At 66.9% G+C, this 25787-nt stretch carries 24 protein-coding genes and 1 pseudogene; 16 read left to right on the plus strand and 9 right to left on the minus strand.

Features of this window, described 5'->3' with window-relative positions; translation table 11 throughout:
• The first annotated feature begins 5 nt into the window (after positions 1 to 5).
• Together P0D62_RS10995 and P0D62_RS11000 are read left to right on the plus strand one after the other, a co-directional pair.
• Positions 6 to 866 carry a bifunctional methylenetetrahydrofolate dehydrogenase/methenyltetrahydrofolate cyclohydrolase gene (locus P0D62_RS10995; RefSeq protein ID WP_275702597.1) on the plus strand — a complete coding sequence of 287 codons (861 nt, stop codon included), beginning with the start codon at positions 6 to 8 and terminating at the stop codon, positions 864 to 866.
• Between the two features lie 7 nt (positions 867 to 873).
• Positions 874 to 1167, plus strand: coding sequence for a DUF3017 domain-containing protein (locus tag P0D62_RS11000; protein WP_275702598.1), 294 nt, complete (start codon positions 874 to 876; stop codon positions 1165 to 1167).
• 71 nt (positions 1168 to 1238) lie between these two features.
• Here the strand turns inward: P0D62_RS11000 and P0D62_RS11005 are convergent, their stop codons facing one another.
• A complete protein-coding gene (locus P0D62_RS11005; protein ID WP_275702599.1) occupies positions 1239 to 2228 on the minus strand; it encodes a malate dehydrogenase in 990 nt (329 codons plus the stop codon).
• Between the two features lie 146 nt (positions 2229 to 2374).
• Between P0D62_RS11005 and purU the strand changes: the two genes are divergently transcribed.
• The 9 genes from purU to P0D62_RS11050 all read left to right on the plus strand — a co-directional run bounded on the left by purU (position 2375) and on the right by P0D62_RS11050 (position 12976).
• A complete protein-coding gene (gene purU / locus P0D62_RS11010; RefSeq protein WP_275702600.1) occupies positions 2375 to 3214 on the plus strand; it encodes a formyltetrahydrofolate deformylase in 840 nt (279 codons plus the stop codon).
• A 38-nt stretch (positions 3215 to 3252) separates the two neighbouring features.
• Positions 3253 to 4575: a hemolysin family protein gene (locus tag P0D62_RS11015; RefSeq protein ID WP_275702601.1), complete on the plus strand. Its 1323-nt coding sequence runs from the start codon at positions 3253 to 3255 to the stop codon at positions 4573 to 4575.
• Positions 4568 to 5779 carry an aminoglycoside phosphotransferase family protein gene (locus P0D62_RS11020; protein ID WP_275702602.1) on the plus strand — a complete coding sequence of 404 codons (1212 nt, stop codon included), beginning with the start codon at positions 4568 to 4570 and terminating at the stop codon, positions 5777 to 5779. The genes P0D62_RS11015 and P0D62_RS11020 overlap by 8 nt, the downstream gene beginning before the upstream one ends.
• A 64-nt stretch (positions 5780 to 5843) precedes the next feature.
• Positions 5844 to 6917, plus strand: coding sequence for an adenosine deaminase (locus tag P0D62_RS11025; protein ID WP_275702603.1), 1074 nt, complete (start codon positions 5844 to 5846; stop codon positions 6915 to 6917).
• On the plus strand, positions 6914 to 7798 hold the full coding sequence (locus tag P0D62_RS11030; protein ID WP_275702604.1) for a ribonuclease H family protein: 885 nt from the start codon (positions 6914 to 6916) through the stop codon (positions 7796 to 7798). Before P0D62_RS11025 ends, P0D62_RS11030 begins: the two co-directional genes overlap by 4 nt.
• A gap of 167 nt (positions 7799 to 7965) precedes the next feature.
• A complete protein-coding gene (locus P0D62_RS11035; RefSeq protein WP_275702605.1) occupies positions 7966 to 8919 on the plus strand; it encodes a hypothetical protein in 954 nt (317 codons plus the stop codon).
• Positions 8920 to 9069: 150 nt separating this feature from the next.
• A complete protein-coding gene (locus tag P0D62_RS11040; protein WP_275702606.1) occupies positions 9070 to 10011 on the plus strand; it encodes a hypothetical protein in 942 nt (313 codons plus the stop codon).
• Positions 10012 to 10161: 150 nt separating this feature from the next.
• Entirely contained in the window at positions 10162 to 11388 is a 1227-nt protein-coding gene (locus P0D62_RS11045) for a hypothetical protein (protein ID WP_275702607.1), read from the plus strand.
• A gap of 202 nt (positions 11389 to 11590) precedes the next feature.
• Positions 11591 to 12976, plus strand: a complete 1386-nt coding sequence (locus tag P0D62_RS11050) for a sunset domain-containing protein (RefSeq protein WP_275702608.1) — start codon at positions 11591 to 11593, stop codon at positions 12974 to 12976.
• Positions 12977 to 12992: 16 nt separating this feature from the next.
• Here the strand turns inward: P0D62_RS11050 and P0D62_RS11055 are convergent, their stop codons facing one another.
• Positions 12993 to 13694, minus strand: coding sequence for a helix-turn-helix transcriptional regulator (locus P0D62_RS11055; RefSeq protein WP_275702609.1), 702 nt, complete (start codon positions 13692 to 13694; stop codon positions 12993 to 12995).
• A 70-nt stretch (positions 13695 to 13764) separates the two neighbouring features.
• Between P0D62_RS11055 and P0D62_RS11060 the strand changes: the two genes are divergently transcribed.
• Positions 13765 to 14514 (plus strand): alpha/beta fold hydrolase, encoded by a 750-nt coding sequence (locus tag P0D62_RS11060; protein ID WP_275702610.1) that lies wholly within the window; start codon positions 13765 to 13767, stop codon positions 14512 to 14514.
• Positions 14515 to 14539: 25 nt separating this feature from the next.
• Here P0D62_RS11060 and P0D62_RS11065 read toward each other — a convergent pair whose 3' ends face one another.
• From P0D62_RS11065 to P0D62_RS11075, 4 genes and pseudogenes are all read right to left on the minus strand, one after another.
• A complete protein-coding gene (locus P0D62_RS11065) occupies positions 14540 to 15283 on the minus strand; it encodes a phosphotransferase (protein ID WP_275702611.1) in 744 nt (247 codons plus the stop codon).
• Positions 15283 to 15576 carry a YchJ family protein gene (locus P0D62_RS11070; protein WP_275702694.1) on the minus strand — a complete coding sequence of 98 codons (294 nt, stop codon included), beginning with the start codon at positions 15574 to 15576 and terminating at the stop codon, positions 15283 to 15285. Before P0D62_RS11070 ends, P0D62_RS11065 begins: the two co-directional genes overlap by 1 nt.
• A 30-nt stretch (positions 15577 to 15606) precedes the next feature.
• A pseudogene (locus P0D62_RS19170) lies at positions 15607 to 15663 on the minus strand (SEC-C metal-binding domain-containing protein); the annotation flags it as partial.
• 162 nt (positions 15664 to 15825) lie between these two features.
• Positions 15826 to 16197 carry a hypothetical protein gene (locus P0D62_RS11075; RefSeq protein ID WP_275702612.1) on the minus strand — a complete coding sequence of 124 codons (372 nt, stop codon included), beginning with the start codon at positions 16195 to 16197 and terminating at the stop codon, positions 15826 to 15828.
• A gap of 56 nt (positions 16198 to 16253) precedes the next feature.
• Here P0D62_RS11075 and P0D62_RS11080 point away from each other — a divergent pair, with 56 nt between their 5' ends.
• The gene (locus P0D62_RS11080; RefSeq protein ID WP_275702613.1) at positions 16254 to 17021 is read left to right on the plus strand and encodes a MerR family transcriptional regulator; all 768 of its coding nucleotides are present in this window, start codon (positions 16254 to 16256) and stop codon (positions 17019 to 17021) included.
• Positions 17022 to 17156: 135 nt separating this feature from the next.
• Positions 17157 to 18947, plus strand: coding sequence for a methionine--tRNA ligase (metG, locus tag P0D62_RS11085; protein ID WP_406708243.1), 1791 nt, complete (start codon positions 17157 to 17159; stop codon positions 18945 to 18947).
• 17 nt (positions 18948 to 18964) lie between these two features.
• On the opposite strand, the gene P0D62_RS11090 is transcribed toward metG, so the two are convergent.
• Complete coding sequence (locus tag P0D62_RS11090; RefSeq protein WP_275702615.1) at positions 18965 to 20803, minus strand: DUF2207 domain-containing protein; 1839 nt, start codon at positions 20801 to 20803, stop codon at positions 18965 to 18967.
• Between the two features lie 170 nt (positions 20804 to 20973).
• Here P0D62_RS11090 and P0D62_RS11095 point away from each other — a divergent pair, with 170 nt between their 5' ends.
• Complete coding sequence (locus P0D62_RS11095) at positions 20974 to 21777, plus strand: C40 family peptidase (protein WP_275702616.1); 804 nt, start codon at positions 20974 to 20976, stop codon at positions 21775 to 21777.
• A 66-nt stretch (positions 21778 to 21843) separates the two neighbouring features.
• Here the strand turns inward: P0D62_RS11095 and P0D62_RS11100 are convergent, their stop codons facing one another.
• Positions 21844 to 23514, minus strand: a complete 1671-nt coding sequence (locus P0D62_RS11100) for a phospho-sugar mutase (RefSeq protein WP_275702617.1) — start codon at positions 23512 to 23514, stop codon at positions 21844 to 21846.
• A 12-nt stretch (positions 23515 to 23526) separates the two neighbouring features.
• Entirely contained in the window at positions 23527 to 24339 is an 813-nt protein-coding gene (locus P0D62_RS11105) for a purine-nucleoside phosphorylase (protein WP_406708248.1), read from the minus strand.
• A gap of 46 nt (positions 24340 to 24385) precedes the next feature.
• Between P0D62_RS11105 and P0D62_RS11110 the strand changes: the two genes are divergently transcribed.
• Positions 24386 to 25786, plus strand: coding sequence for an NAD(P)H-quinone dehydrogenase (locus tag P0D62_RS11110; RefSeq protein WP_275702619.1), 1401 nt, complete (start codon positions 24386 to 24388; stop codon positions 25784 to 25786).
• Position 25787 lies beyond the last annotated feature (1 nt).

Raw genomic sequence — 25787 nt, forward strand, 5'->3', positions numbered from 1 at the left:
CGCAGATGACCGCGCAGAGACTCGACGGCAAGGCCACCGCCGCCGCGATCAAGCAGGAACTCACTACCCGCGTGGCGGCGCTGCGCGAGCGCGGTGTGGTTCCGGGTCTGGCGACGGTGCTCGTCGGATCCGATCCGGCCAGCCAGAACTACGTGCGGATGAAGCACCGCGACTGCGAGCAGGTGGGCATCGCCTCGATCCAGGTGGAGCTGCCCGAGAACGCCACGGCAGAGCAGCTGCAGGAGGCGATCGAGGGCCTGAACAACGATCCCGCCTGCACCGGCTACATCGTCCAGCTGCCCATCCCTCGCCACCTCGACGAGAACTGGGCGCTGTCCCTGATCGATCCCGACAAGGACGCCGACGGGCTGCACCCCATCAACCTCGGCCGCCTGGTGCTGAACGAGCCCGCGACGCTGCCCTGCACGCCGCGGGGCATCGTCGAGCTGCTGCGTCGCCACGATGTGGAGCTGCGCGGGGCCGAGGTGTGCGTGGTGGGCCGCGGCATCACCGTCGGGCGTCCGCTGGGCCTGATCCTCACCCGTCGCAGTGAGAACTCCACCGTGACCTTGTGCCATACCGGTACCCGCGATCTCGCCGAGCACACTCAGAAAGCGGACATCGTGGTGGCCGCTGCAGGCGTGCCGGGCATGATCACGGCCGACATGATCAAGGACGGAGCTGTGCTCGTCGACGTCGGCGTCAGCAGGGTGGACGGCAAGACCGTCGGCGACCTGGCCGCTGACGTGTGGGACAAGGCTTCATGGGTGACCCCCAACCCCGGTGGCGTCGGCCCGATGACCCGCGCGATGCTGCTCAGCAACGTCGTCGATCGCGCTGAGGCGCTGCATCCGGCAGAGGGCTGACCTGCCGATGCCGAACAAGCCCGACAAACCCGTCGAGTTCTATCCCACCAACCCGTGGCCGGCCGCCGCGTCGTTGGCGTTGATGGCGGCGGGCGTCGGTTTTGCCATCGCCGGGCACTGGAAACGAGCCGCCCTGCTGTTCGCGACGTCGATGGCTCTCGGCGCCATGCTGAGGCTGGTGCTGTCCCGGGAACAGGCCGGGCTACTGGTGGTTCGGCGTCGCTCGATCGACGTTCTGGTGATGACGATCCTCGCGGTCGGCATCGCCGCCGTGGCGCTCGTCGTGCCTCCCATGCGCTGACTGCGGACAGAGAGAACGGCCCTCCCGCGCACGGGGAGGGCCGTTCTCTCTGTGGTGAGCGATTCAGCCGATCAGATCAGGCCGAGCTCCGTGACGGCGTCGCGCTCGTCGACCAGTTCGGCGACGGAGGCGTCGATCTTGGCGCGGGAGAACTCGTTCAGCTCCAGGCCCTGGACGATGCTGTACTGGCCATCCTTGACGGTGCAGGGGAACGACGAGATCAGGCCCTCGGGCACGCCGTAGGAGCCGTCGGACGGCACGGCCATGGAGACCCAGTCGCCCTCGGGGGTGCCGAGCACCCAGTCGCGCATGTGCTCGACGGTGGCGTTGGCGGCCGAGGCAGCCGACGACAGGCCGCGGGCCTCGATGATCGCCGCGCCGCGCTTGGCGACGGTGGGGATGAAGGTGGACTCGATCCAGTCCTGATCGTTGACCAGCTCGGCGGCGTTCTTGTCGCCGACCTTGGCGTTGAACAGGTCGGGGTACTGGGTGGCCGAGTGGTTGCCCCAGATGGTCATGTGCGAGACGTCGGTGACGGAGGCGCCGACCTTGCTGGCGAGCTGCGAGAGCGCGCGGTTGTGGTCGAGGCGGGTCAGCGCGTTGAACCGCTCGACGGGGATGTCGGGCGCATTGCGGCTGGCGATCAGGGCGTTGGTGTTGGCCGGGTTGCCGGTGATCAGCACCTTGACGTCGTCGGCGGCCACCTCGTTCAGGGCGCGGCCCTGAGCGGTGAAGATGGCGCCGTTGGCGCTCAGCAGATCGCCGCGCTCCATGCCGGCCTTGCGGGGCATGGCGCCGACGAGCATGGCCAGGTTGACGCCGTCGAAGACCTTGTTGGGGTCGTCGCCGATCTCGATGTTGACGAGGTTGCCGAAGGCGCAGTCGTCGAGCTCCATGACGACGCCCTCGAGCGCCTTCAGGGCCGGGGTGATCTCAAGCAGACGCAGTTCGATGGGGGTGTCGCCCAGCAGCGAGCCACTCGCGATCCTGAACAACAGGGAGTAGCAGATTTGGCCAGCGGCACCGGTAACGGCGATCTTTACGGGAGCGGCAGTGCTCACAGTGGTTCAGTCCTCTCGTGGGATTGGTCGACGCGTCCGACTCTACCCCTCGCGGGCCGGCCCGAGTTTCCCGGGCTCCCTGTACGACGCCTGGCGGGGAGTCGGCGTTGGGCTCGAACCCCTCTGGTGCAGGTACAGTTGCGCCCATGCATCACCTCGTGGTCACCCTGCATTGCCCTGATCGTCCGGGCATCGTGCACGCACTGACCGGCGCGATCGTCGCAGCCGAAGGCAACATCATCGAGTTGCAGCAGTTCTCGTCGCCCGATACCGGACGCTTCTTCACCCGCATCGAGGTGACCGGGGCGTCTGGGGACGATCTGACAAGGGAGATCGCCGGCGTCGCCGAAGGACTGTCGGCCACCTACCAGGTCGATGATGCCGGACGTCCCATGCGCACGCTGCTGCTGGCGTCGAAGGCCGAGCACTGCGTCAACGACCTGCTGTTCCGCGCCCGCGGGGGCGAGTTGCCGATCGAGGTGGCCGGCATCATGGCCAATCATGCGGTGCTCGCGCCGATGGCCCGCTTCTACGGCGTGCCCTTCCGGCACCGCACGGTGACCCCCGATACCAAGGCGGCTTTCGAGGCCGAGGTGATGGAGTTCGTCACGTCGCACGACATTGAGCTGGTGGTGCTGGCCCGCTACATGCAGATCCTCAGCCCCGAGCTGTGCGAGTTCCTTGCCGGCCGGGCGATCAACATCCATCACTCGTTCCTGCCGGGCTTCAAGGGTGCAAACCCGTACCGCCAGGCCCATACCCGCGGCGTGAAGCTGATCGGCGCCACCGCCCACTTCGTGACCAGCGAACTCGACGAGGGCCCGATCATCGAGCAGAACGTGGTTCGCGTCGACCACTCCATGAGCGTGTCCAAGCTGGTGAGCAAGGGTCAGGCGCAGGAGTCGCAGACCCTGGCCGAGGCCGTGCGGCTGTTCGCGGAGCATCGGGTGCTGGCCGACGGCAGCCGGACCGTCATCTTCCGCTGATCTCGCGACCCGACAACAAGGGGGTATCAACCACTACCGTGTGGTCCGACATAGCACTGATCTTTCTCTTCATCCTGATCGGAGGCACCTTCGCCGCGGCGGAGATGGCATTGGTCACCCTGCGCGACAGCCAGGTCAAGCAACTCGCGGGCAAGGGGCAGCGCGGGCGCACCGTCGAGAAGCTCACCCGCAATCCCAACAACTTCCTGTCCGCCGTGCAGATCGGCGTGACGCTCTCTGGCTTCCTGTCGGCCTCCTTCGGCGCGGCCACCATCGCCCCGGACATCACGCCGTCCATCGTGGCTCTCGGCGTGCCGGAGAGCGTCGCCTCACCGCTGGTGCTGGTGGTGATCACCATCGTGATCTCCTACTTCTCCATCGTGATCGGGGAGCTGACGGCCAAGCGGCTCGCTATGCAGCGGGCGGAGGCCTTCTCGCTGGCGCTCGCCCCGCTGGTGTCGGGCATCGCCACCCTGCTGCGCCCGGTGATCTGGTTCCTCGGCATCTCCACGGACGCTCTGGTCCGGGTGCTCGGCGGCGACCCCACTCAGGCCCGTGACGTGATGACCGACGACGAGATCCGTCAGATGGTGTCCAACTCCGCGACGCTGGGACAGGAGGAGCGGCGCATCGTCGACGAGGTGTTCGACGCGGGCGAGCGCAGCCTGCGCGAGGTGATGGTGCCGCGTACCGAAGTCGACTTCCTGCCGGCCGACATGCCGATCCAGCAGGCCTACCGCGAGGTGCGAGGCGCCCCGCGCTCGCGTTACCCCGTGACGGACGGCACGTCCGATCGGATCATCGGCTTCCTGCACGTGCGTGACCTGATGGACGTCGAGGGCGCAGCCCGGGCCGGCGACCTGCGCTCCATCGTGCGGCCGGTGCTGAGCCTGCCCGAGACGGTGAAGATCCTGCGCGCCATGACGGCGATGCGCAAGGAGGGGTCGCATCTGGCGATCGTGCGCGACGAGTACGGCGGCACCGCCGGCATCGTCACGCTCGAGGATCTGATGGAGGAGCTGATCGGCGACATCACCGACGAGTACGACGTTCCCGAGGCGCATACCGCGCGCATCGACGAGCTCGACGGGCTCACCACGATCGAGGAGTTCGCGGATCTGACCGGCTACATCATTCCGGAAGGGCCCTACGACACCGTCGCCGGCTTCTTCATGGCCACTCACGGCGACCTGCCCGCCTTGAGGGAGAGCGTCACGGTGCAGCTGGCGCCGAAGGAGGCCGACGAGGACGCGGTCGACGGGGTGTTCACCCTCGAGGTGACCGCGATGGACGGCCGCCGGGCCTCCTGGTTCGCCCTGCGGCGGGTCGAACAGCCCCAGGGGGAGGCCGACGATGCCTGACGACGGATCCAATCTGCTGACCGGTCCGGAGATCGCCCCGCTGCTGGAGGCGGCGGTGACGCATGCGGGCGGACGCCTGGTGGAGTGGACGCTGGACCAGGTGGACCATTCGCCGGAGAAGTTCACGACGGCCACCTACCAGGCCAGGATCGTCTGGGCGCATGGCGAGCGGGTCGAACTGCTGGGGGTCAGCATGAGGGCTCAGGGCCTGGAGCCATCGGACTCGAACGCGTTGATCTTCGAGCACGGCTCGCGTCGGGCCGCGGTGTGGTTGTACCCGCACGACCCCGACCTGCCGGGCCTGAAGCGGGCGACGTTCTCCACCACGATGACCGAGATCCTGCGCGAGGCCGGGGTGCTTCCACCGACGGTGGGCCCGCATCAGGTGCAGCTGTCGATCGTCGCCTACCGGCCGCGGCGGCGCGCCGTCGTGAAGGTGGACGTGCCCGATCTGAAGGTGACGTTCTACGTGAAGGTGCTGAGGGAGCGCTTGTTCACCGACGTGCTGAACAAGCACGTGATGCTGCGCTCGGCGGGAGTGCCGGCGCCGGAGGTGGTGGCGCACACCGACGACTTCCTGCTTGTGCTGCGGGCCCTTCCCGGCCGGCCGCTGGCGCACGCGATCTTCGACGACGACGCCCCCTGCAAGGCCGAGCAGCTGATCGCCATCCTCGACGCGATGCCAGCCTCGGTGGCGAAGCTGGAGCGGCGTCCGGCCTGGCCCGACTCGGTGCAGCACTACGCCCGCCTGGTGGGGGAGCCGCTGCCCGACGTCCGCGGCGACCTCGACCGCTTGGTGCAGACCATCGGCAGCGGGCTGTCCGGGCTCCCGAAGGGCGACGAGCCCACCCATGGCGACTTCCATGAGGGCCAGGTGCACGTCGGCGGCGGACGGATCCTTGGGGTGCTCGACGTGGACACCATCGGGCCCGGCCGCCGGGCCGACGATCTGGCCTGCTTGATCGCGCATCTGGCCACCATCAACGGCATGAACGCAGCCCAGGAAGCCAGGGTGCGCGCACTGCTGGCGCAGTGGGTTCCGGTGTTCGACCGGCGCGTGGATCCCGTCGAGTTGAGGCTGCGTGCAGCCGCGGTGATCATCTCGCTGGCCACTGGTCCGTACCGTCTCCAGGAGGCGGGCTGGCAGCAGCAGACGCACTCGATGATCCAGGCGGCGACCGCGCTTGTGAAGCAGGTGACGTGAGGATGACACCGTAACCGGGTAGTGTGCTGCGAGGTTGTCCAATGTTTCAGGGAGGGAAGTCCGGATGTCCGAGGACATGATCAAGATGCTGCCGAAGGTGGCGCTCCATGATCATCTGGACGGTGGCCTGCGGCCGCAGACCGTGATCGATCACTGCCGCGAGGCGTCCCAGGAGTTGCCGTCGTGCGACCCCAACACGCTTCGGCAATGGTTCTTCGACTCGGCTGATTCGGGGAACCTCGTCGACTATCTGCAGACCTTCGAGTACACCGTCGCCGCCATGCAGACGCGCGAGCATCTCAAGCGCGTTGCGCGCGAGTTCGTGCACGATCAGGCGGCTGACGGCGTCGTCTACGCCGAGGCGCGGTGGGCCCCGGAGCAGCACACTCGGCACGGCCTGAGCATGCGCCAGGCCGTCGAGGCGGTGCGCGACGGCCTGCACGAAGGCATGGCCGAGGCCGCCGAGGTGGGGGCGCCGATCGTCGCGCGTCAGATCCTGACCTCGATGCGGCATGGCGAGCCGACGCTCGACGTGGCCCAGCTGGCGGTGGAGTTCCGCGACGACACCGTCGTCGGATTCGACATCGCGGGCGCGGAGGACGGCTGGTCGCCCACCCGCTTCGACAAGGTCTTCGAGTTCCTGCGCCGCAAGAACATGCAGTACACCATCCATGCGGGCGAGGCCTCCGGCCCCAAGTCGATCTGGGAGGCCGTGCAGCTGTGCGGCGCTCGTCGGGTCGGCCACGGCGTGCGGATCTGCGAGGAGATCGACTTCGATCATCCCGACGGTCCCCGGATGGGCCGCCTGGCGCACTACCTGATCGACACGCAGATCCCGCTGGAGATCGCGATCACCTCCAACGCCCAGACCGGCGTCGTGGAGCGGTTCGAGGACCACCCGGCCGGCGTGCTGCGCGAGCTCGGCTTCAACATCACCATCAACTGCGACAACCGCCTGATGAGCGGCACCACGATGTCGGAGGAATTCCGTCGCGGCTTCGAGGCCTTCGGCTGGGGCCTCTCCGACATGCACGAGATCACCGTCGCCGCCATGAACGCCGCCTTCTGCTCCCACGAGGAGAAGCAGCGCCTGCTCCGCGACCTGATCGAGCCGGCCTACGCGCGCTTCGGCCGGTGATCGTCGCCGCCGCCGACGGCTCCTCCCTGTCCAACCCCGGTCCCGCCGGCTGGGCCTGGTACGTCTCCGACGACGCGTGGGCAGCCGGCGGATGGGAACGCGGCACCAACAACATGGGCGAGCTCATGGCGGTGCTGGATCTGCTGCACTCCACCGCGCACGTCGATGAGCCGCTGCACGTGCTGTGCGACTCGCAGTACGTGATCAATTCGCTCACCAAGTGGCTGCCGGGCTGGAAGCGCAAGGGCTGGAAGAAGGGCGACGGGAAGCCGGTGTTGAACGTCGACCTGATGAAGGCGCTCGACGAGGCCCTGCGCGGACGCAAAGTGACGTTCGAGTGGGTCAAGGGGCATTCCGGCCACGATATGAACGAGGCCGCCGACCAGCGCGCCCGGGCCGCCGCCACCGCCTATCAGCAGGGCAAGGAACCCGATCGCGGTCCGGGCTACCCCGGATCGACGCCCCTTGAGGGGCGAGCGCCGGCGAGCCTCGAAACGGCCCAGCGCGAAGCCCCACGTGACGACGCACCCCAGCCCGACCTGTTCTCGGGTTCCGGGGGCATCGTCGAGGACGAGCCGGCTCCGCGACCCGTGCCCGGTTCGGCGTCGCCGCGCAACAAGGCTGCGCTGGTACGCGCGTCACGGTCCCTGTTCGACGCCCCGTCTCTCGCTCCGCGGCATCCCGACTTCGTCTGTCACGCCGACGGTGCTGAACGCGATGCCTTGCCGTGGCCCGGTCCTGTCTCGGCCGAGCTGCTCTCGGTCGATGCGCTGGGTCCGGAGTCGGCGCTGGTTCGGGCGCAGACCGGCGACGCCTTGGCCGCGCTCGTGTGGATCCAGCTTCCCGGCGGCTGGTACCTGCGCTTCGCCGCGCTTTCCTGAGGGCGGAGATGGGCCGAGGGCCTGATGACCGTCTCGGCCCCGAAGAAGACGAAAGTCGCTTCTGCGCTGTCGTACCCGCCTGTTAGGCTCCCGCCATCGGTGGTCGAGGGCCCATCGACCCAACGAAGGGAGGCGCCGTGCAGGCTGCCAGGTCAATCAGATCCATCGTGAGGCGCACGATCGCCGCGGGAGTGATGCTCGCGCTGGCGTTCGTCGGACTCGTCGCTCAACCTGCTGCGGCGGGGGATACGGGCCTCATCATCAGCAAGGTCGGCTCGGCGAGCCCGGCCGTGAGGCTGGACCCCGGCCTCTACGAGATCACGTTCAGCTACTCCGCGTCGTCGTACGACCTGATGCAGTCGGCCTGGTTGATCTCGAAGGAAGACGGCGAGATCGTGCCGGAAATGGTCGTGGCGTTCGGCTCCGGCGAGAAGGGATCGTCGAGGCGGATCTTCCTGTCGGATGGTCGCAAGCTGTGGCTCGATGTTCATGTGGACGACGATGTCGCCTGGCGCGCTACGGTCAAGCCGGTGATCGCTCCTACCGCGGTGAAGACGTCGCTGTCGGTATCCGCGAAGGGTGTGAATGCCTCGAAGCCGGTCCTGCTGGAGAAGGGCGTCTATTCCTATAAGGCGTCTTACTCCGGCAACGAGGACGACGTCGATGTGAACTTCGTGGCGATCAGCGCGTTCGATCTCGCGAGTCAACGGGAGCATGTCCTCGTCGAGCAGCAGCAATCCGTCGGCGGGAAGGAGACCGGCACCTTCATCGTCGCGCGGCGCGGCCTGGTCTGGATCGACACCGCGATCGCGTCGTTCGCCCCGTGGAAGGTCACCCTGAAGCGGCTGCCGGGCGTCACGTCGTCCGCCAATCCGAAGATCTCGGGGACGGCCAAGGTGGGCAAGACGCTGACGGCCAAGCCGGGAACGTGGAAGCCCTCTGGTGTGACGCTGAGCTACCAGTGGTATCGCGATGGCAAGAAGATCGAGGGCGCGACGAAGAAGACCTACAAGCTCACCAAGTCCGACAAGGGCAAGAAGATCGTGGTGAAGGTGAAGGGCAAGAAGTCCGGTTACTCGTGGACGACCAAGGCGTCCAAGGCCACGTCGAAGGTCACGTAGGCCGGCATCGTTCGAGGGCCGCTTTCGCGATCGCGGAGGCGGCCCTCGGCCTGTCCGCGCCGGCTGATACGCTCCCCTCAACGGCAGCATCGAGGCTGCTACGCATGGAGGGGGATCGCCGTGCAGGCGAACAGATCATTCACGTCGACGATGAGGCGCGCCGTTGTCGCATGCCTCGCGCTCGCGCTGGCCTTCACCGGCCTCGTCGCTCAGCCGGCCGCCGCGGCCACCTACAAGACGCTCAACGGCAAGGGCTCCTATATCTCGAAGGACTTCCGGCTGGATCCGGGGGTCTACCGGCTCGACTTCTCCTTCTACGGCGAAACCAACGACTACGTCCGGGTCTACCTCAGGAGCGAGATCTACGGCGACGTCGACCTGGTGGCCGACGATGTGGCGCCTTCAGGCTCGACGCGACGCATCGTCGGGTCGGACGGCGAGGCGCTCTGGCTCGATGTGGACGTGGCCGACGACGTGCGCTGGACGGCGACCTTCGCGCCCGAGTCGCTGCCCAACAACGGGGTGAAGTCGTTCTCGACCTCGGGTCACGGGATGAGCACCTCCGACCTGTACGTGCTGGAGAAGGGCACCTATTCCTACACGGCCTCGTACTCCGGCAACACGTACGACGGCCAGCCAGGTGCCGTCGAACTGGTGGCCGTCGATGCCACGGCAGGCAAGGGGCACATCCTTGTCGAGGCCAAGGCATCGTCGAAGGGCACGAAGACGGGCACCTTCACGATCAAGGAACGCGCCTATTTCTGGATCGATGCCTATGCCTGGCCCAGCGCCACCTGGAAGGTCAAGGCCAAGCTGCTGAAGAAGATGACCACCTCGCCGACGCCGAAGATCTCTGGCACCGCGAAGGTGGGTAAGACGCTGACGGCGAAGCCGGGGACGTGGAAGCCGTCGGGTGTGAAGCTCGGCTATCAGTGGTACCGGGATGGCAAGAAGATCTCGGGAGCGACGAAGTCGACCTACAAGGTCTCGAAGTCGGACAAGGGCAAGCGGATCACTGTGAAGGTGACGGGCTCGAAATCTGGCTATATCTCCGTCACCAAGACATCCGGCAAGACGTCGAAGGTCACGTAGCCGGTCTCCGTCGAGGGCCACGCCTGCCCTGGCTGACGCGACCCTTCCGTCTGTCCGGGGTCGTTGATACGCTCCTTTTACCCGGCGCAGGGGCCGTCAGGTGTACCGAAGGGGGTTGCCGTGCAGACGCAGACATCAATCTTTTCGACCGTGAGACGCGTGATCGTGGTGGGCGTGGTGCTCGCGCTCGCGCTTACCGGACTCGTCGCTCGACCGGCTGCGGCGGGGGACGGTGGTTTCACCGTCAGCGGGGTCGGACCAGGTGAGCCGGCGCTGAACGTCGAGAAGGGCTTCTACGAGCTTGATTTCGAGTATTCGGCGCCGGAGCCCGGCGGCGGGCCGCTGGTGTGGGTGATGTGGAAGGTCGAGCACAACGGCGACTGGGTTCCGGATACCCTCGTCGCCAATGCCTTCGACGAAGCGGGAACGACCAAGCGGGTCTTCTACTCCGATGGCAGGGAGTACTGGCTCGGCGTTCAAGCCTCCGATGACGTGGAGTGGAGCGCGACGGTCCGGCCTCTGACCGAACCCACCACGGTGAAGACGTCGCTGTCGGCATCGGCCAAGGGCTTGAGCGCCTCGCGGCTCGTCTTGCTGGAGAAGGGGGTCTACTCGTATAGCGCTTCGTACTCCGGCAACCGCGGGCAGAACGTGCATATCAGCGTGCAGGATCGCTTCGGTTCGCGGATGCACAACCTCGTCTGGGAGGACGAGTCCAGCAGCGGAAAGGAGACCGGCACCTTCACCATCACCGAGAGAGGACTGGTCTGGGTCGACGCCCTCGTGGGGCCGGGTACGTCGTGGAAGGTCGACGCCAAACTCGTCGCCTCGAAGAAGCTGACGGCGACGCCGACGCCGAAGATTTCGGGTACGGCTCAGGTGGGTAAGACGCTGACGGTGAAGCCGGATACGTGGAAGCCGTCTGGGGTGAAGCTGAGCTATCAGTGGCTGCGCGACGGCAAGGCGATCAAGGGCGCGACGAAGTCGACCTACAAGCTCACCAGCTCGGATAAGGGCAAGAAGATCTCGGTGAAGGTGAAGGGATCCAAGTCTGGTTACAGCTCGGTGACCAAGACGTCGTCGAAGACGAAGGCGGTCAAGGCCGGAAAGTTGTCGTCGACGCCGACGCCCAAGATCTCGGGGACCGCGAAGCTCGGCAAGACGCTGACCGTGAAGCCGGGCACCTGGAAGCCGTCGGGCGTGAAGTTCAGCTACCAGTGGTACCGCAATGGCAAGAAGATCTCGGGAGCGACGAAGTCGACCTACAAGATCTCCAAGTACAACGTCGGCAAGAAGATCACGGTGAAGGTGAAGGGATCCAAGTCGGGCTACACCTCCGTGACGAAGACATCCAAGGCCACATCGAAGGTCCCGTAGTCCGCGAAACCTCTTGAATCGAGGGCCGTCCCGCAATCGCGGGGCGGCCCTCATTATGTCAGGCGGCGCTGCTAGGCTTCCGCCAACCGACGCAGGGGCCGTCGGATGTACAACATAGGGGGCTGCCGTGCAGGCGCATACATCATTCTTTTCAGCTTTTCGGCGTGCCGTCGTCGCATGCCTTGTTCTCGCGCTGGCTTTCGTGGGGCTCGTCGCTCAGCCCGCCGCCGCGGCGGACTCGGAGCGGGTCAGCGGTAGCGGGACGGGGGAGTCAGACTACTTCTGGCTCGACGAGGGCATCTACACCATCGACTTCGAGTACTCGGACAACGTCGACGGGTTGGTGGCCGCCTGGCTGATCAGCGAGCAGATCGGGGATTACGACATCACCGCGCTGTCTGTAGAGGCCGCCGACACCACGCGAACGGTCGTGTGGGTGTTCGAGGGCGACTACTTCTGGTTCGACGTCGATGCGGAATCGGGTGCCGCTTGGAGCGCCGAGGTTGCTCCGGCGACGTTGCCTGCCAAGGCCGAGCGGTCGTTCTCGGCCAGCAACCGGGGCCTCAACAGTTCTCAGATCGTCCTCCTGGAAGCGGGAAAGTACGACTTCACGGCGTCCTACTCCGGCAATGCTGTCATCGATCTTGCTTTCGACGCTGAACTGCTCCTCGTCGATCCCAGCAACGACGACTACCACGAACTCCTGTTCGAGGAGGAGTCGACCAGCGGAAAGCGGACCGGAACCTTCGAGCTTGAGAAGGCCGGCTACGTCTGGGTGGGCGCCTTCGGCGCACCCGGGATGACCTGGACGGTCGACGCCGCGCTGCACGCGCCGAAGAAGCTCACCACCACGCCGACGCCGAAGATCTCCGGAACCGCGCAGGTCGGAAAGAAGCTGACCGCGACGCCGGGGACGTGGGCGCCGTCTGGGGTGAAGCTGAGCTATCAGTGGCTGCGCGATGGCAAGGCGATCAAGGGTGCGACCAAGTCCACCTACACGCTGACCAGCAGCGACAAGGGTAAGAAGATCTCGGTTCAGGTGAAGGGATCCAAGTCCGGCTACACCTCGGTGACCAAGACGTCCTCGAAGACCAGTGCCGTCAAGGCGGGAACGCTGTCTTCGGCCACCCCGAAGATCTCTGGCACGGCTCAGGTGGGCAAGAAGCTGACGGCCAAGCCGGGCACGTGGAAGCCGTCGGGCGTGACGTTCAGCTACCAGTGGCTGCGCAACGGCGCCAAGATCAAGGGCGCGACCAAGTCGACCTACACGCTCACCAACTCCGACAAGGGCAAGAAGATCTCGGTGAAGGTGACGGGCAAGAAGTCGGGCTACACGTCGGTGACGAAGACCTCGGCGAAGACCAGCTCGGTGAAGGCGAAGGCGGCGTCGAAGCCCGCTTCCAAGCCGTCGTCGACGGCCCCGACGAGCCGCGGTACGTGTCCGTCCTCGGCGCCGATCAAGGGTAATGCGAGCTCCATGATCTACCACATGAAGGGCCAGCGCTTCTACGACAGGACCAACCCGGAGGAGTGCTTCAGCAGCGAGTCGGCAGCGAAGAAGGCCGGCTACCGAAAGGCGAAGGTCTAGGTCTCTGCTGCTGGGGTCAGTTGCTTCGGCTGTTTACTGGCCTCGCGTTTGCCGGCGGTTCTCCGACCTCGTCGACGGTGTGCCCGCTGCAAGGGATCTTGGTGACGCTGGCCCGCTCGATGCGCGACACGACGAACCATCGCATCGCGTCGCGCAACAGGCACCAGCCGACCAGATACCACCGGCCGTTGGTGGAGGCGAAAAGCACGGGCTCGACGTCTCGGGTGGTCGTGGTGCCGTCCGCCGATGAGTAGCAGATCCGGACGACGCGCTGCTCGACCATCGCCTCTTCCAGCGCCGACTTGGTCGCGCGCGACGATGAAGGGGGTGCGTTGACCCACACCCGGCTGGCCAGCTCGTCGGCTCTGGCTCGGGTGGCGGGCTCGAGGACGTCCATGATCTTCCGGATCCCGGCCGCGGCCAGATCGGCGTAAGGGGCATCGGACGCGGCGGAGACCGTAGCCATGAGTGCGACGGCCTGGGCGGGGGACAGGCTGACCGGCGGTAAGGACGCGCTGGTGGCCAGTCCGTAGCCCCCGCCCGGGCCTGGCCGGGACCAGATTGGGGCGCCGCTGCCCTCCAGCGCGGCGAGGTCTCTCTTGATGGTGCGCTCGGACACCTCGAACTCTCGCGCCAGCCTCTCGGCAGAGAGTCCTCGTGTGCCGGCCCGACGCAATGTCTCGAAGAGAGCATGGAGCCGTTCCGCTCGCTTCATCATTCGACTCCGAACAAATTCATGTCATAAATAGTGACATACACCTGTCTCCAGGGCCTGAGAGAGTCGTCACATGACAACGAACACGAGCAGTCCGACCATCATTCTCATCGCCGGCCATTGGCTGGGTGCCTGGGCATGGGATGAGGTTCTTGAGCACCTGGCAACCGGCAACTCTGAGGCCGTCGCGATCACGCTGCCCGGTCTCGATCCGCACGACCCGGAGCGTGCGTCGAGGAACCTCGACGATCAGGTCGCGGCGATCCTGGAACTCATCGCTGAACGCGGGGGATCCGCGGCTCAGCCGGTGGTGCTCGTCGCTCACAGTGGGGCCAACGCCCCCGTCAGCCTCGTTCTCGACCGGCACCCCGAGCTGGTTCGTCGGGTGGTGTGGGTCGATTCCGGCCCTGCGGCGGCGGGGATGGCATTCGCTCCCGACCTCCCGGAAGAGGTGGAGGAGCTGCCGTTGCCGTTGTTCGACGACCTTGCCCAAGAGGCGAGCCTCGAAGGGCTGAGCGCCGAGCATCTCGAGCGATTCCGGGTCAGGGCAGTACCCGAGCCGGGCGCCGTTCTTCGCCAGACCGTCGAGCTCACGAACGATGCCCGACTCGCGGTTCCGACCACGCTGGTGTGCTGCTCCCTGCCGAGCGCGCAGGTGCTGGAACTCGCCCAGGCCGGCCACCCCATGTTCGCCGAGGTCGCGAACCTCGCGACCCTCGACGTCGTCGATCTCCCCACCGGCCACTGGCCCATGTGGAGCTGCCCCGCCGATCTCGCGCGCATCCTCAACTCGGCGGCCGAGGCGAGCCGGGAACTTCGATAACAGGCCCTCGGAGAGGGTCGCTGAGTCACTGAAGCGCTGTGGCCCAGACGTGTTGGTGGTCTCTGACGTAGCGGACTACGCCCTCCCAGTGGGGGCGGTGGAAGGTTTCGTACATCGAGGCCCAAGGCTCGTGGCCGATCTCATGCGATGATCGCAGCAAGTTGAGCATGGCGGCGGTGCGCTGTTGCATGGTGCCCGGGAGAGCTGAGCGGAGGGTGTCGTCTGCGTCGTAGCCGTCGACGAAGGCTGCCAGGTTCTTTGCGGCCTCCGTGGGTGGCTGCTGGACATCGTTCAGGGTGAACGCCTGAGCGGCGTAGGCCAGATCCCAGAGGCGGGTGCTGGGGGCGGCGGCGTCCCAGTCGATGAACACCCATCTCTCGCCGATCATCAGGTTCCAAGGGGCGAGGTCGTTGTGGCAGATCAGGTCGCCACCCGGGGCGGGGATGGCCGTCTCCCAGACGGCGTCGTCGGGCGGGACGAAACTCGCACTGGCATCGTGGATAGCGCGGACGAGGCGCCCAATCCGGCGCAGTTCGTCGAGAGTGAGCGGATCGGAGTCGATGGCGAGCCGACCAGGAACAAACTCGGTGACCTGCCGACCCTGCTCGTCTTGGCCCAGCGGCTCGGGGACGTCGATTCCGGTGGCGCGTACGTGCGCCACGAAGGCCAGGACCGATGGGGTGGATGCGGTCCATGCCTTGCGCACCGTCTGTCCGACGCGCACCACCTGTCCACTGGCATTTCCGCCCGCAAGCTGCTGCTCGTCCACTAGCTGTGAACTCCGTCGACGTAGAACCAGCGCCCGTCGATCAGGGTGAAGCGGCTGCGCTCGCGCAGCGTCCCGTTTTGGCCGCCCGCATCACGCCATGACGCGGCGAAGGCGACGGTGCCCGTCTCGTCCCAGGCTTTACCTGCCTCCGTCGACTCGATGACCAGCCCTGTCCACGTGGTTCCGTCGTCCAGGTCCAGGGTTGCGGGACGAGTGGTCGGATGCCAGGTCTCTCTCAGATACTCCTCAAGCCCAAGCGCGAAGGCCGAATACCGCGACCTCATGAGCGCCACCGCCGTCGGCGCCGGCCGCCCCGCATGAAACCGCCCGCAGCATCGCGCATACGCACGCCCGGTATCGCAGGGACAGATCTCGCTCATGGCCTCAGCCTAGGCGCTGGCTGATGAGGAACCGGCGAGACCGCGCCAGAAGGCTGCGGGGGTGGTCGTGCGCATAACGATGGCTGAGCGGGGGTGATCTGTGCAATACGTACAGATCACCCCCGCTCAGCCACTTTTATTCCGGCGCCAGCCTGGTGGGAACTACTGCAGCACCGGATTGAGGGAGATTTCGGTGGTTGTGACGTCCACCCAGTGGCCGGATGGGGGCTGATCGAGCATCGGATCCGTCCAGCGGATGCGGAGATGCTCGGGAGTGACCTCCATGAGTTCGGCTTCCAGCCAGTCTTCAGTCCCCGCGAGACGAATCCACCACGTCTCGGCGAGGGAAGCAAGACCCCGCTCATGCACGACATCCACGGCGTGTTCGTAGTCGGTCGGCTTGCCGAGGGCTGCCCCGAAGGAGGTCGTGGGGATCCAGGAGCCTTGTGTGGGGACGACGCCGCCAAGCAGCTCTCCGTCGTCACGCAGGATGTCCTCTGGTGTGGGGAGATCTGGCGAGGTGTAAGTTCTCATGTCCCAACGCTAAGAATTGACGTAACGTGAAGGTCAATACCGGGAGGTGGAGGTCGGTGGAGCGGTCGATCGGAGATGTCGCGCGAATGACCGGTGTCACCACGCGGACTCTGCGTCACTACGACGACATCGGTCTGCTGAGGCCCGTCAGGGTGAGTGCTAACGGATATCGCTGGTACGGGCGCGAGGAGTTACTCCGGCTGCAGCGCATCCTGTTGTTGCGCGAGTTGCGACTTCCCTTGCCCGAGATCCAGGCTTTGCTCGACAACGGCACGGATGAGGCGGCGTTTCTGCGTCAGCATCGGGAGCGGCTCCAGGCCGAGCGCGCGCGTCTCGACCAGGTTCTCGAGACCGTCGGGAGGACGATCGACGATCTCGAAGGAGCGAGTGAGCTAGAGGATGAGGAGTTCTTCGTCGGCTTGAGGCGGCGAACCGAGGAACTCCGGGCGGATCTCTCCGAGCGGTTTGGTCCGGAAGTGGATGTGCACTTTGACGTGGCCGAGGCCAGCCTGGCCGGGTGGACGCGGGAGGATCACGAACGGGCCGCAGAGCGTGGACGCGATCTGCACGGCCGGTTGGCTGCCGCCCGAACCGTGGGCCTGATGCCGGACGACGATGAGGTGCTGGATCTCATGGCCGAGCACTATGAGGGAGTCCTCGAGTTCTGGCCGGCGACTCCTGCGGGCTATTACGCCCTCGCCGAAGCGACCACCGACAGCCCGCAGCAACGCGCGCTGCTCACCGACGTCGATCCCGATCTGCCCGACTGGCTGGCCGAGTCCATCCGCGCCTACGCCGTCCGTCGGCTGGGGTACCAGCCCTGATCGTGGTTCTGTCTGGCGTGGGATGTCGGCATTCCTTCAGCTACTGATGCGGCACGATCTGTGAAAGAGGTACAGATCGCGCCGTATGGGTAGCTGAGCGGCAGCGACAGCGGGCATATGCGCGGCGACGATAGGATGACCGTCATGTCTGACGTTCTCGCTGCCGTCGCTTGGCCTTATGCCAACGGCCCCCGCCATATCGGTCACGTTTCGGGCTTCGGAGTTCCCTCCGATGTCTTCTCCCGCTACATGCGCATGGCGGGCCACAACGTGCTGATGGTGTCGGGCTCCGACGAGCACGGCACGGCCATCCAGGTGAAGGCCGACGCCGAGGGCCTGACCGCCCGTCAGACCGCCGACAAATACCACGCGCAGATCGTCTCCGACCTGCAGGGGCTCGGCCTCAGCTACGACCTGTACACCCGCACCACGACGCCCAACCACTACCGCGTCGTGCAGGAGATCTTCACCGCTCTGCACAACAACGGCTACATCGTGGCGAAGACCCAGATGGGAGCCATCTCCCCATCGACCGGCCGCACCCTGCCCGATCGCTTCATCGAGGGCACCTGTCCGCTCTGCGGCTACGACAACGCGCGCGGTGACCAGTGCGACAACTGCGGCAACCAGCTGGACCCGGCCGACCTGATCGATCCCAAGTCGAAGATCAACGGCGAGACCCCGAAGTTCGTCGAGACCGAGCACTTCTTCCTCGACCTGCCCAAGGTGGCCCCGCAGCTCACCGAATGGCTCGACAGCCGCGAGGACTGGCGGCCCAACGTGCTCAAGTTCTCGCACAACCTGCTGGAGAACATCCGCGAGCGCGCCATCACCCGCGACCTCGACTGGGGCGTGCCGATCCCGCTCGACGGCTGGCGCGACGCCCCCATGAAGCGCATCTACGTGTGGTTCGACGCCGTGATCGGCTACCTCTCGGCCTCCGTCGAATGGGCCCGCCGATCCGGGGATCCTGAGGCCTGGCGCCGGTTCTGGAACGAGGAGACCGCGCAGTCGTTCTACTTCATGGGCAAGGACAACATCGTCTTCCATTCCGTGATCTGGCCCGGCATCCTGTTGGGCGCCAACGGCCAGGGTGAGCTGGGCGGCGAGATCCGCGAGGCGCTCGGCGAGCTGCAGCTGCCCACCGAGGTGGTCTCGTCGGAGTTCATGACCATGCGTGGCTCGAAGGTGTCGTCGTCGCGCGGGGCGTCGATCTTCGTCGGCCAGTTCCTGGAGGAGTTCGGCCCCGACGCGCTGCGTTACTACATCGCCGTGGCCGGCCCCGAGAACCAGGACACCGACTTCACCTGGGAGGAGTTCGTCCGCCGGATCAACTTCGAGCTAGCCAACGAGTGGGGCAACCTGGTGAACCGCTCGATCTCGATGGCGTTCAAGAACAACGGTGCGATCCCCGCTGCCAATGAGCTCACCGACGACGACCGCGCCCTGCTGGACGCCGCCAAGACCGCCTTCGACACCGTGGGCGATCACATCGCCGCGCGCCGCTTCAAGGCGGGCATCACCGAGGCGATGCGCATCGTCGGCCTGGCCAACAAGTACCTCTCCGACCAGGAGCCCTGGAAGCTCAAGGACAATCCGGATCGCCGCGACACCGTGCTGCACGTCGCGCTCCAGGTGGTCAGCGACTGCAACACCCTGCTCACCCCGTTCCTGCCGCACTCGGCGCAGAAGATCTTTGAGGCGCTGGGCAACGAGGGCGTGTGGGCGGCCCAGCCGCAGATCGTCGAGGTGACCGACGAGGATCTCACCTACCCCACGCTGCAGGGCGACTACGCCTCGCAGCAGGCAGTGTGGGCCTCGCGCCCGATCGTCGCGGGTACGCCGCTGGCCAAGCCGTCGCCGCTGTTCCAGAAGCTTGACGACAAGCTGGGCCAGACCGGCCCGGAGTGGGCGCCGATCGGCTGAGCCCGTGTGAGGGCGGCCTACCAGGAGCCGCCGCCACCGCCGCCGAAGCCGCCGCCTCCGCTGAAGCCGCTGAAGCCCGACGAGCTGCCCGTCGACGACGTCATGCCGGAGGCCACCGCCGTGGTCATGGCGCTCGACAGCGCGGACGACATGGTGTTCAGCGCCGAGGAGAAGTAGAAGGCGTTGTACAGGTTCGCGCCCGGGTACCAGCTGAGGTCGGCCTGGTAGACGCCGCTCTCGCCGAGTTCGGAGAACACCTTCGCCCAGCGATCGGCCACGCCGAAGATCATCGCGTAGGGCAGGTAGCGGCTGAACACGTCGATGCCCTCCTCGAACTTGATCTGGTCGGCCTCGGCCGTGCGCAGATACAGCTCGAATCCCTTCGTCTGCGCCAGCACCGCGGAGCCTTCTGCCGTGCGCGTGCGGAACTTGCCGGTGAGGGCCAGGATGCCGATGCCGAACAGCACCAGCGGAATGCCCACCAGCCCCCAGCCTGCCATGCCGAGGACCAGTGTCACCATGAAGCCGCCGATGGTGAGCAGGATGCCGGCCACCAGGGGAGCAACGACGGCGTAGTCGGGGCGGCGATGGAACCAGCGGTTGGCCACCATCTGCTTGTACAGCCGCTCCTTCGTCTTGGGCTGGAGTGTCGCGTATCGCTCGCCCTTCAGGTCGTCCATCGTGACGACGGGGCCTGTCTTGAAGAGCTTGGTGAGCAGCTTGGCCTCGAAGGCCTTGAGCTCACCGCTCTGCGGAGGGATGGGCAGCTGCACCAGGCGGATCTCCTGGCTGGGCAGCGTCTCGATGCGCAGGTAGCGGCGCACGGCGAGGTCGACGATGGTGGCCGAGATGTCGATGTTGTTCGCAGTGGCGTCCATCAGGGTGCCGATCTCGCCGGGCGTCGATCCCTTCGGCGGCTGGAACTGCACCGCGACCGTGGTCTTGCCCTGCTGCTTGCCGCGCGCGGCCTCCTGGCCCCTTGCGGGCGTGACGCCCGGGGTGAGCCCGACGAACACCTCATCGCGAGTGAACCGGCGCCGCACCGCGACCCAGCCGAGGACGGCCGCGGCGAGGCTGACGCCGGTGGCGCCGGCGGTCACGGGAGTCACCTCGAAGAAGTTGCGCATCGTGTTGCCGAAGGTGGGAATCTCGCGCAGCGTCTGCTGCACCCCGCCGAAGGTTCCCGCGGGGAATCCGGCGACGACCTGCATGGGCGTCCGCGAGTCCAATGCGTCGATGGAGAACGTGGCGGTGTCACCCGATACTGACGACTCGCACTTTTCCTGCACGGTGTAGGGGCCGTAGAAGCAGTCGGCCTGGGAGACCGCGGTGGGTCCGGTGATGGAGATCTGGACGTCCCGGAAGGACGAGTTCCAGTAGGGGCCGATGGCGTTCCAGCTGAATTCATCCATCCCGCTCTCCGGGTGATCGGAGACGATGAAGCCCGCGACGTCGTAGCTCACGGTGTATTGCTGCGGCTCGCGGTACCGGTGGTCCTGGTGGCCGACCCGGATGCCGACCGCCCCGTTCTCGCGTTCCTGCTGCATATCGACGCGCGCCCCCGTGTCGGAGGTGACCTGCCAGTTGGAGTAGTCGAAGACATACTGCATGTTGGGTTGGTTGTCCCCGGCGTCCTGGTACTCGGGGAAGAACAGGATGGGGCCGCGGCCGCTCACCACCGAGAAGTCCATCACCATGTCGATGGTCACTTGGGCGACGCCCTCGGGCGTGAGGTTGACGTCGACGTGGTACTTGGTGATCGGCGCGGCGTCGTCGGCCCTCGCTGGAGCGACGATGCTGAACACGCCCACGAGGGCCAGGAGAAGGGCGGATAAGGCGACACGCGCTGTTCTCATGTGTTCCAGGGTACCGACGCACTCCAGCCCTCCCACCCTCAGGAACGCTCACCAGATGAGCGTTTGAACTGAGAAAGTTGCGAACCAAGCTGAGAAAACTTAAGCTGCTTCACAGAATCACCTTGGGGGTGAGCCGCCCGACGCGGCGTGGATGGAAAATGAGGATCTGAATGAAGTTCAGCAAAACGCTGATTGCACTGACCTGCTCGCTGGCCGTCGGCCTGGGTATGGCCGGTGCGCCCATGGCGCACGCCGACGAGACCGTGTCCGCCGAGACGACGGCCGCGGCCGCGACGTCCACGGCGAAGAAGGCAGCAGCGGTCAAGCCGCAGAGCACCTCGACCAAGATCACCACGGTGCCCAAGAATGTCACCCTGGGTGACAAGGTCACCGTGAAGGGCAGCGTGAAGCCGGCCCGCAAGGTCACCGTCTCGCTGCAGCGCTGGACCGGCGAGAAGTGGACGACGATCGCCAAGACCAAGACCAGCTCCAAGGGCACCTACAGCGTCAAGGCGAAGCTCAGCAAGAAGGGCAACAACAAGCTCCGGGTCACGACGCCGGCCAGCAAGACCTACGAGGCCTCGAAGTCGTTGAAGCCCGTCGTGAAGGTGAAGGCCGCCAAGGTCGACAAGGCCAAGCTGGCCGTGAGGGCCGCCATGGCCAAGGTTGGCAAGAGCTACCGCCACGGCGCCACCGGCCCGAACGCGTTCGACTGCTCGGGCCTGACCACCTATGCCTTCAAGCAGGTCGGCATCAAGCTGCCGCGCACCTCGCGTGCTCAACTGTCCGCGGGGAAGCGGGTGTCGAAGAGCAACCTCAAGCCCGGCGACCTCGTCTTCTTCTACAGCCCCGTGAGCCACGTCGCCATCTACATCGGCGACGGCGAGATCGTGCACGCCGGCAACCGTCGCACCGGCGTCAACGTCACCAAGATGAAGTACATGCCGTTCGCGGGGGCTCGGCGAGTCGCCTGACCCTCGGAATCTGCAACAGCGCCCGGCCTTCTCGAAGGCCGGGCGCTGTCGTCGTATCAAGAGGTTCTAGACGCCCAGGGCGGTGGCCATCTCGGTGCGGAGCTGCGCCAGGCGACGGGCGCCTTCGACGCGAGCGGCGGCGGGGTCTGCCGACTCCTCGACGCTCAGTCGCGCCTCCAGGTAGCACTTCAGCTTGGGCTCGGTGCCGGAAGGACGAGCGACGACGTGCACCGTCGCGCCGGTCAGCTCGATGCCGTCGGTGGGCGGCAGATCAGGTGTGCCGATGGCCAGGTCCGTAACCGCAACCGGCTCGCCGAGCAGCGTGGCCGGGGGAGCCTGTCGCAGGCGGGCCATGGCGTCGGTGATGATCGACAGGTCGGCGACCCGCACCGACAGCTGGCTGGTGGCGTGCAGCCCGTCGCGGACCGTGATCTCATTCAGCCGGTCCGCCAGGCTGAGGCCGTTGGCCTTCAGGTCTGCGACGATCCGCAGCACGGTCATGGCGGCGCTGATCCCGTCCTTGTCCGGCACCGCGGCCGAGTCGAGGCAGTAGCCGATGGCCTCCTCGTACCCGAAAGCCAGCTCCGGCACGCGGCCGATCCACTTGAATCCGGTGAGCGTGATGCGGTGCTCGCGGCCCGCGGCCCTAGCCATCGTGGCGAGCCAGGTGGAGGACACCACCGAGTTGGCGAACCGTCCGGGCGCGCCCCGACGGATCGCGTCGTCACCCAGGAGCGCGCCCAGCTCGTCGCCGGTGAGCATCCGCCAGTCGCCGTCGGCCACGGCGGCCACGGCGCAGCGGTCGGCGTCGGGGTCGTTGGCGATCACCACGTCCGCCGAGGTCTCCCGGGCCTGCGCGAGGGCCAGGTCGATCGCGCCGGGCTCCTCGGGGTTGGGGAAGGCGACGGTGGGGAAGTCGGGATTGGGCTCGGCCTGCTCGTGCACCTCGTGGGCCGCGGGGAAGCCGATGGCGTGCGCGGCGGCGCGTACCGTCTTGCTGCCCACGCCGTGCATGGCGGTGTAGACCCACTGCACGTCGCGGGGAGCGCTCTCGGGCACGAGCGTGGCGGCGCGCAGCACGTAGGCTTCCGGCAGTTCGCCGCCTACCGTTGAGTACTCGGCGGCGCGCGGCAGTTCCAGCACCGAGCCTTCGGCGACGGCGGCGATCTGAGCCGCGATCTCACCGTCGACGGGCGGCACGATCTGCGAGCCGTCGCCAAGGTAGACCTTGTAGCCGTTGTCCTGCGGCGGGTTGTGCGAGGCGGTCACCACGACGCCGGCGACGCAGCCGTAGTGCTGGATGCCGAAGGCCACCACCGGGGTGGGCGTCGGCTCGGCGGTGAGCAGCACCTGGAAGCCCGCGCCGGCCATGATCTCGGCGGTGTCGCGGGCGAAGTCGGCGGACTTGTGGCGGGCGTCGTAGCCGACGATCACCTTTCCACCGCCCTGTCCCTGGGCCTTCAGCCAGGCCGCGAACCCTGCTGCCGCCTGGGTTACGACGACGCGGTTCATCCGCGCCGGGCCGGGCCCGAGCGGGCCGCGCAACCCGGCAGTGCCGAACTCCAGCGGCCCGGCGAAGGCCGATACCAGCTCGGCGACGGCCGGTTCCGAGATGGTGGGATCGTCGGCCTGCGACTGCACCAGCAGGTGGTCGAGCTCTTGGCGGGTGTCATCGTCGATGTCGGCGTCGCGCCAGGCGGTGGCGGTTCGGAGCAGTTCTTCGGTGATGGCGGTCATCGCGGTCTCACCTCACAGCTTCGCGACGATGCCGGCCAGCAGCGCCGCGAGTCGCGGGCCCGCGTCGCGCCCGGCCGCCAGCACTTCGCTGTGATCCAGGTTGGTCTCGCTCAACCCGGCTGCGGCGTTGGTGACGAGCGAGAGGCCCAGCACCTCGAGCCCGGCCTCGCGGGCCGCCGTGGTCTCCAGCGTGGTGGACATGCCCACCAGATCGCCGCCGAGGATGCCGGCCATCCGGACCTCGGCGGGGGTCTCGTACTGCGGGCCGGGGAACTGCACGTACACGCCTTCGGGCAGGCCCGGCTCCACCTCGTGGGCGAGCGCACGCAGGCGCAACGAATAGGCCTCGGACATGTCGATGAAGGTGGCACCCACCAGCGGGGTCGCTGCGGTCAGGTTGATGTGGTCCTTGAGCAGGACGACGGTGCCCGGAGCCCAGTCGGGATTCAGGCCGCCGCACCCGTTGGTGAGCACCAGCGTCTTGGCTCCCCACGCGGCTGCGGTGCGCACGCCATGCGCCACCGCGGCCACCCCGCGACCCTCGTAGTAGTGGGTGCGGCCGGTGAAGATGGCGGCCACTTTGCCGTTCGTGGTGCGCACCACGACGATGGCCCCGCCGTGGCCGGCAACAACGGGCTTCGCGAAGCCCGGCACGTCGCCGAGCGCGATCTCGGCGAGCTTCTCGCCCAGCTGATCGGCGCCGCTGGCCCAGCCGGAGCCCAGCACCAGTGCCAGGTCGATCTGCTCCACGCCGAGCGTCGAGGAAAGGAACTGCGCGGCCGCGGCCGCCTGGTCATGCGGATTCTCGATCATGCTGGCAAGGATATGCCGATCGGCTTCCAGCCGCGCCGAGTGTGCGAGGATGTTCTGCGTGACCAAGGTAGTGATCATCGGCGGGGGACCAGGTGGCTACGAGGCCGCGCTGGTCGGCAAGCAACTGGGTGGCGACGTCACCGTGATCGAACGCGAAGGCATGGGTGGCGCGGCGGTGCTCACCGACTGCGTGCCGTCGAAGGCGCTCATCGCCACCACCGAAGTGGTCGCGCGCATCCAGAGCGCCAAGCAGATCGGGCTCAAGTTCCACGGCGAGGCGCACGAGATCGTGCAGGTCGACCTGGGCGAGGTCAATCAGCGCGTGATGGAACTGGCCGAGGCCCAGTCCCGCGATATCCGCGCACGGCTCGAGGCCGACGGCATCCGGATCATCCACGGCAGCGCACGGCTGGACGGCCGCGAGCGCGTGATCGCGACGACGGCGGACGGCGAGGAGGTGCTGCCCGCCGACATCATCCTGGTGGCCACCGGTACCACGCCGCGCGAGCTGCCGGACGCACCCTGCGACGGCAAACGGATCCTCAATTGGAAGCAGGTCTACAACCTCGACGAGGTGCCCGAACGACTGATCGTCGTGGGCTCGGGCGTCACGGGCGCCGAGTTCGCCTCCGCCTACGACGCCATCGGCTGCGACGTGGTGCTGGTGAGTTCCCGCAAACAGGTGCTACCCACCCAGGACCAGGACGCCTCCGCGGTGATCCAGCGCAACTTCGAGGCGCGGGGCATGACCATCATGTCCGAGTGCCGCGCCGTCGCCGCGCGGTGCGAGGACGACGGGGTGATCGTCACTCTTGCCGATGGGCAGGAGGTGCGGGGGTCGCACTGTTTGATGGCGGTGGGGGCCACGCCGAACACCGAGGGCCTCGGTCTGGAAGAGGCCGGGGTGGCCTTGTCGCCGTCGGGTCACATCGTCGTCGACAAGGTGAGTCGCACGTCGGTGCGCAACATCTACGCGGCTGGCGACGTCACGGGCGTCTTCGCGCTGGCATCGGTGGCCGCGATGCAGGGACGGGTCGCGATGTGGCATTCGCTGGGCGACGCCGTCACGCCGATGGATCTGCGCCTGGTGTCGTCCAACGTGTTCACCACGCCCGAGGTGGCGACGGTGGGGGTCACTCAGAGCCAGGTCGACGCGGGGGAGGTGCGCGTCTCGTCCGTGCTGCTGCCGCTGGCGCCCAATGCTCGCTCCAAGATGCAGTCGTTCACCGACGGCTTCGTGAAGCTGTTCTGCCTGCCCACCACCGGCATCATCATCGGCGGTGTCGTGGTGGCACCACGCGCGTCCGAGCTGATCCACGCTGTCTCGCTGGCGGTGGCGCAGCGTGTGAACGTGGACGACTTCTCGCACGTCTTCACGGTCTATCCCTCGATGTCGGGGTCGCTGGCCGAGGCGGCGCGGCGCCTGCACCGCCGCACCTCGCCGCTGCTGACGAACTGAC

This window comes from Tessaracoccus caeni (genome assembly GCF_029211185.1).
In the GTDB taxonomy this organism is placed as follows: Bacteria; Actinomycetota; Actinomycetes; order Propionibacteriales; family Propionibacteriaceae; genus Arachnia; species Arachnia caeni.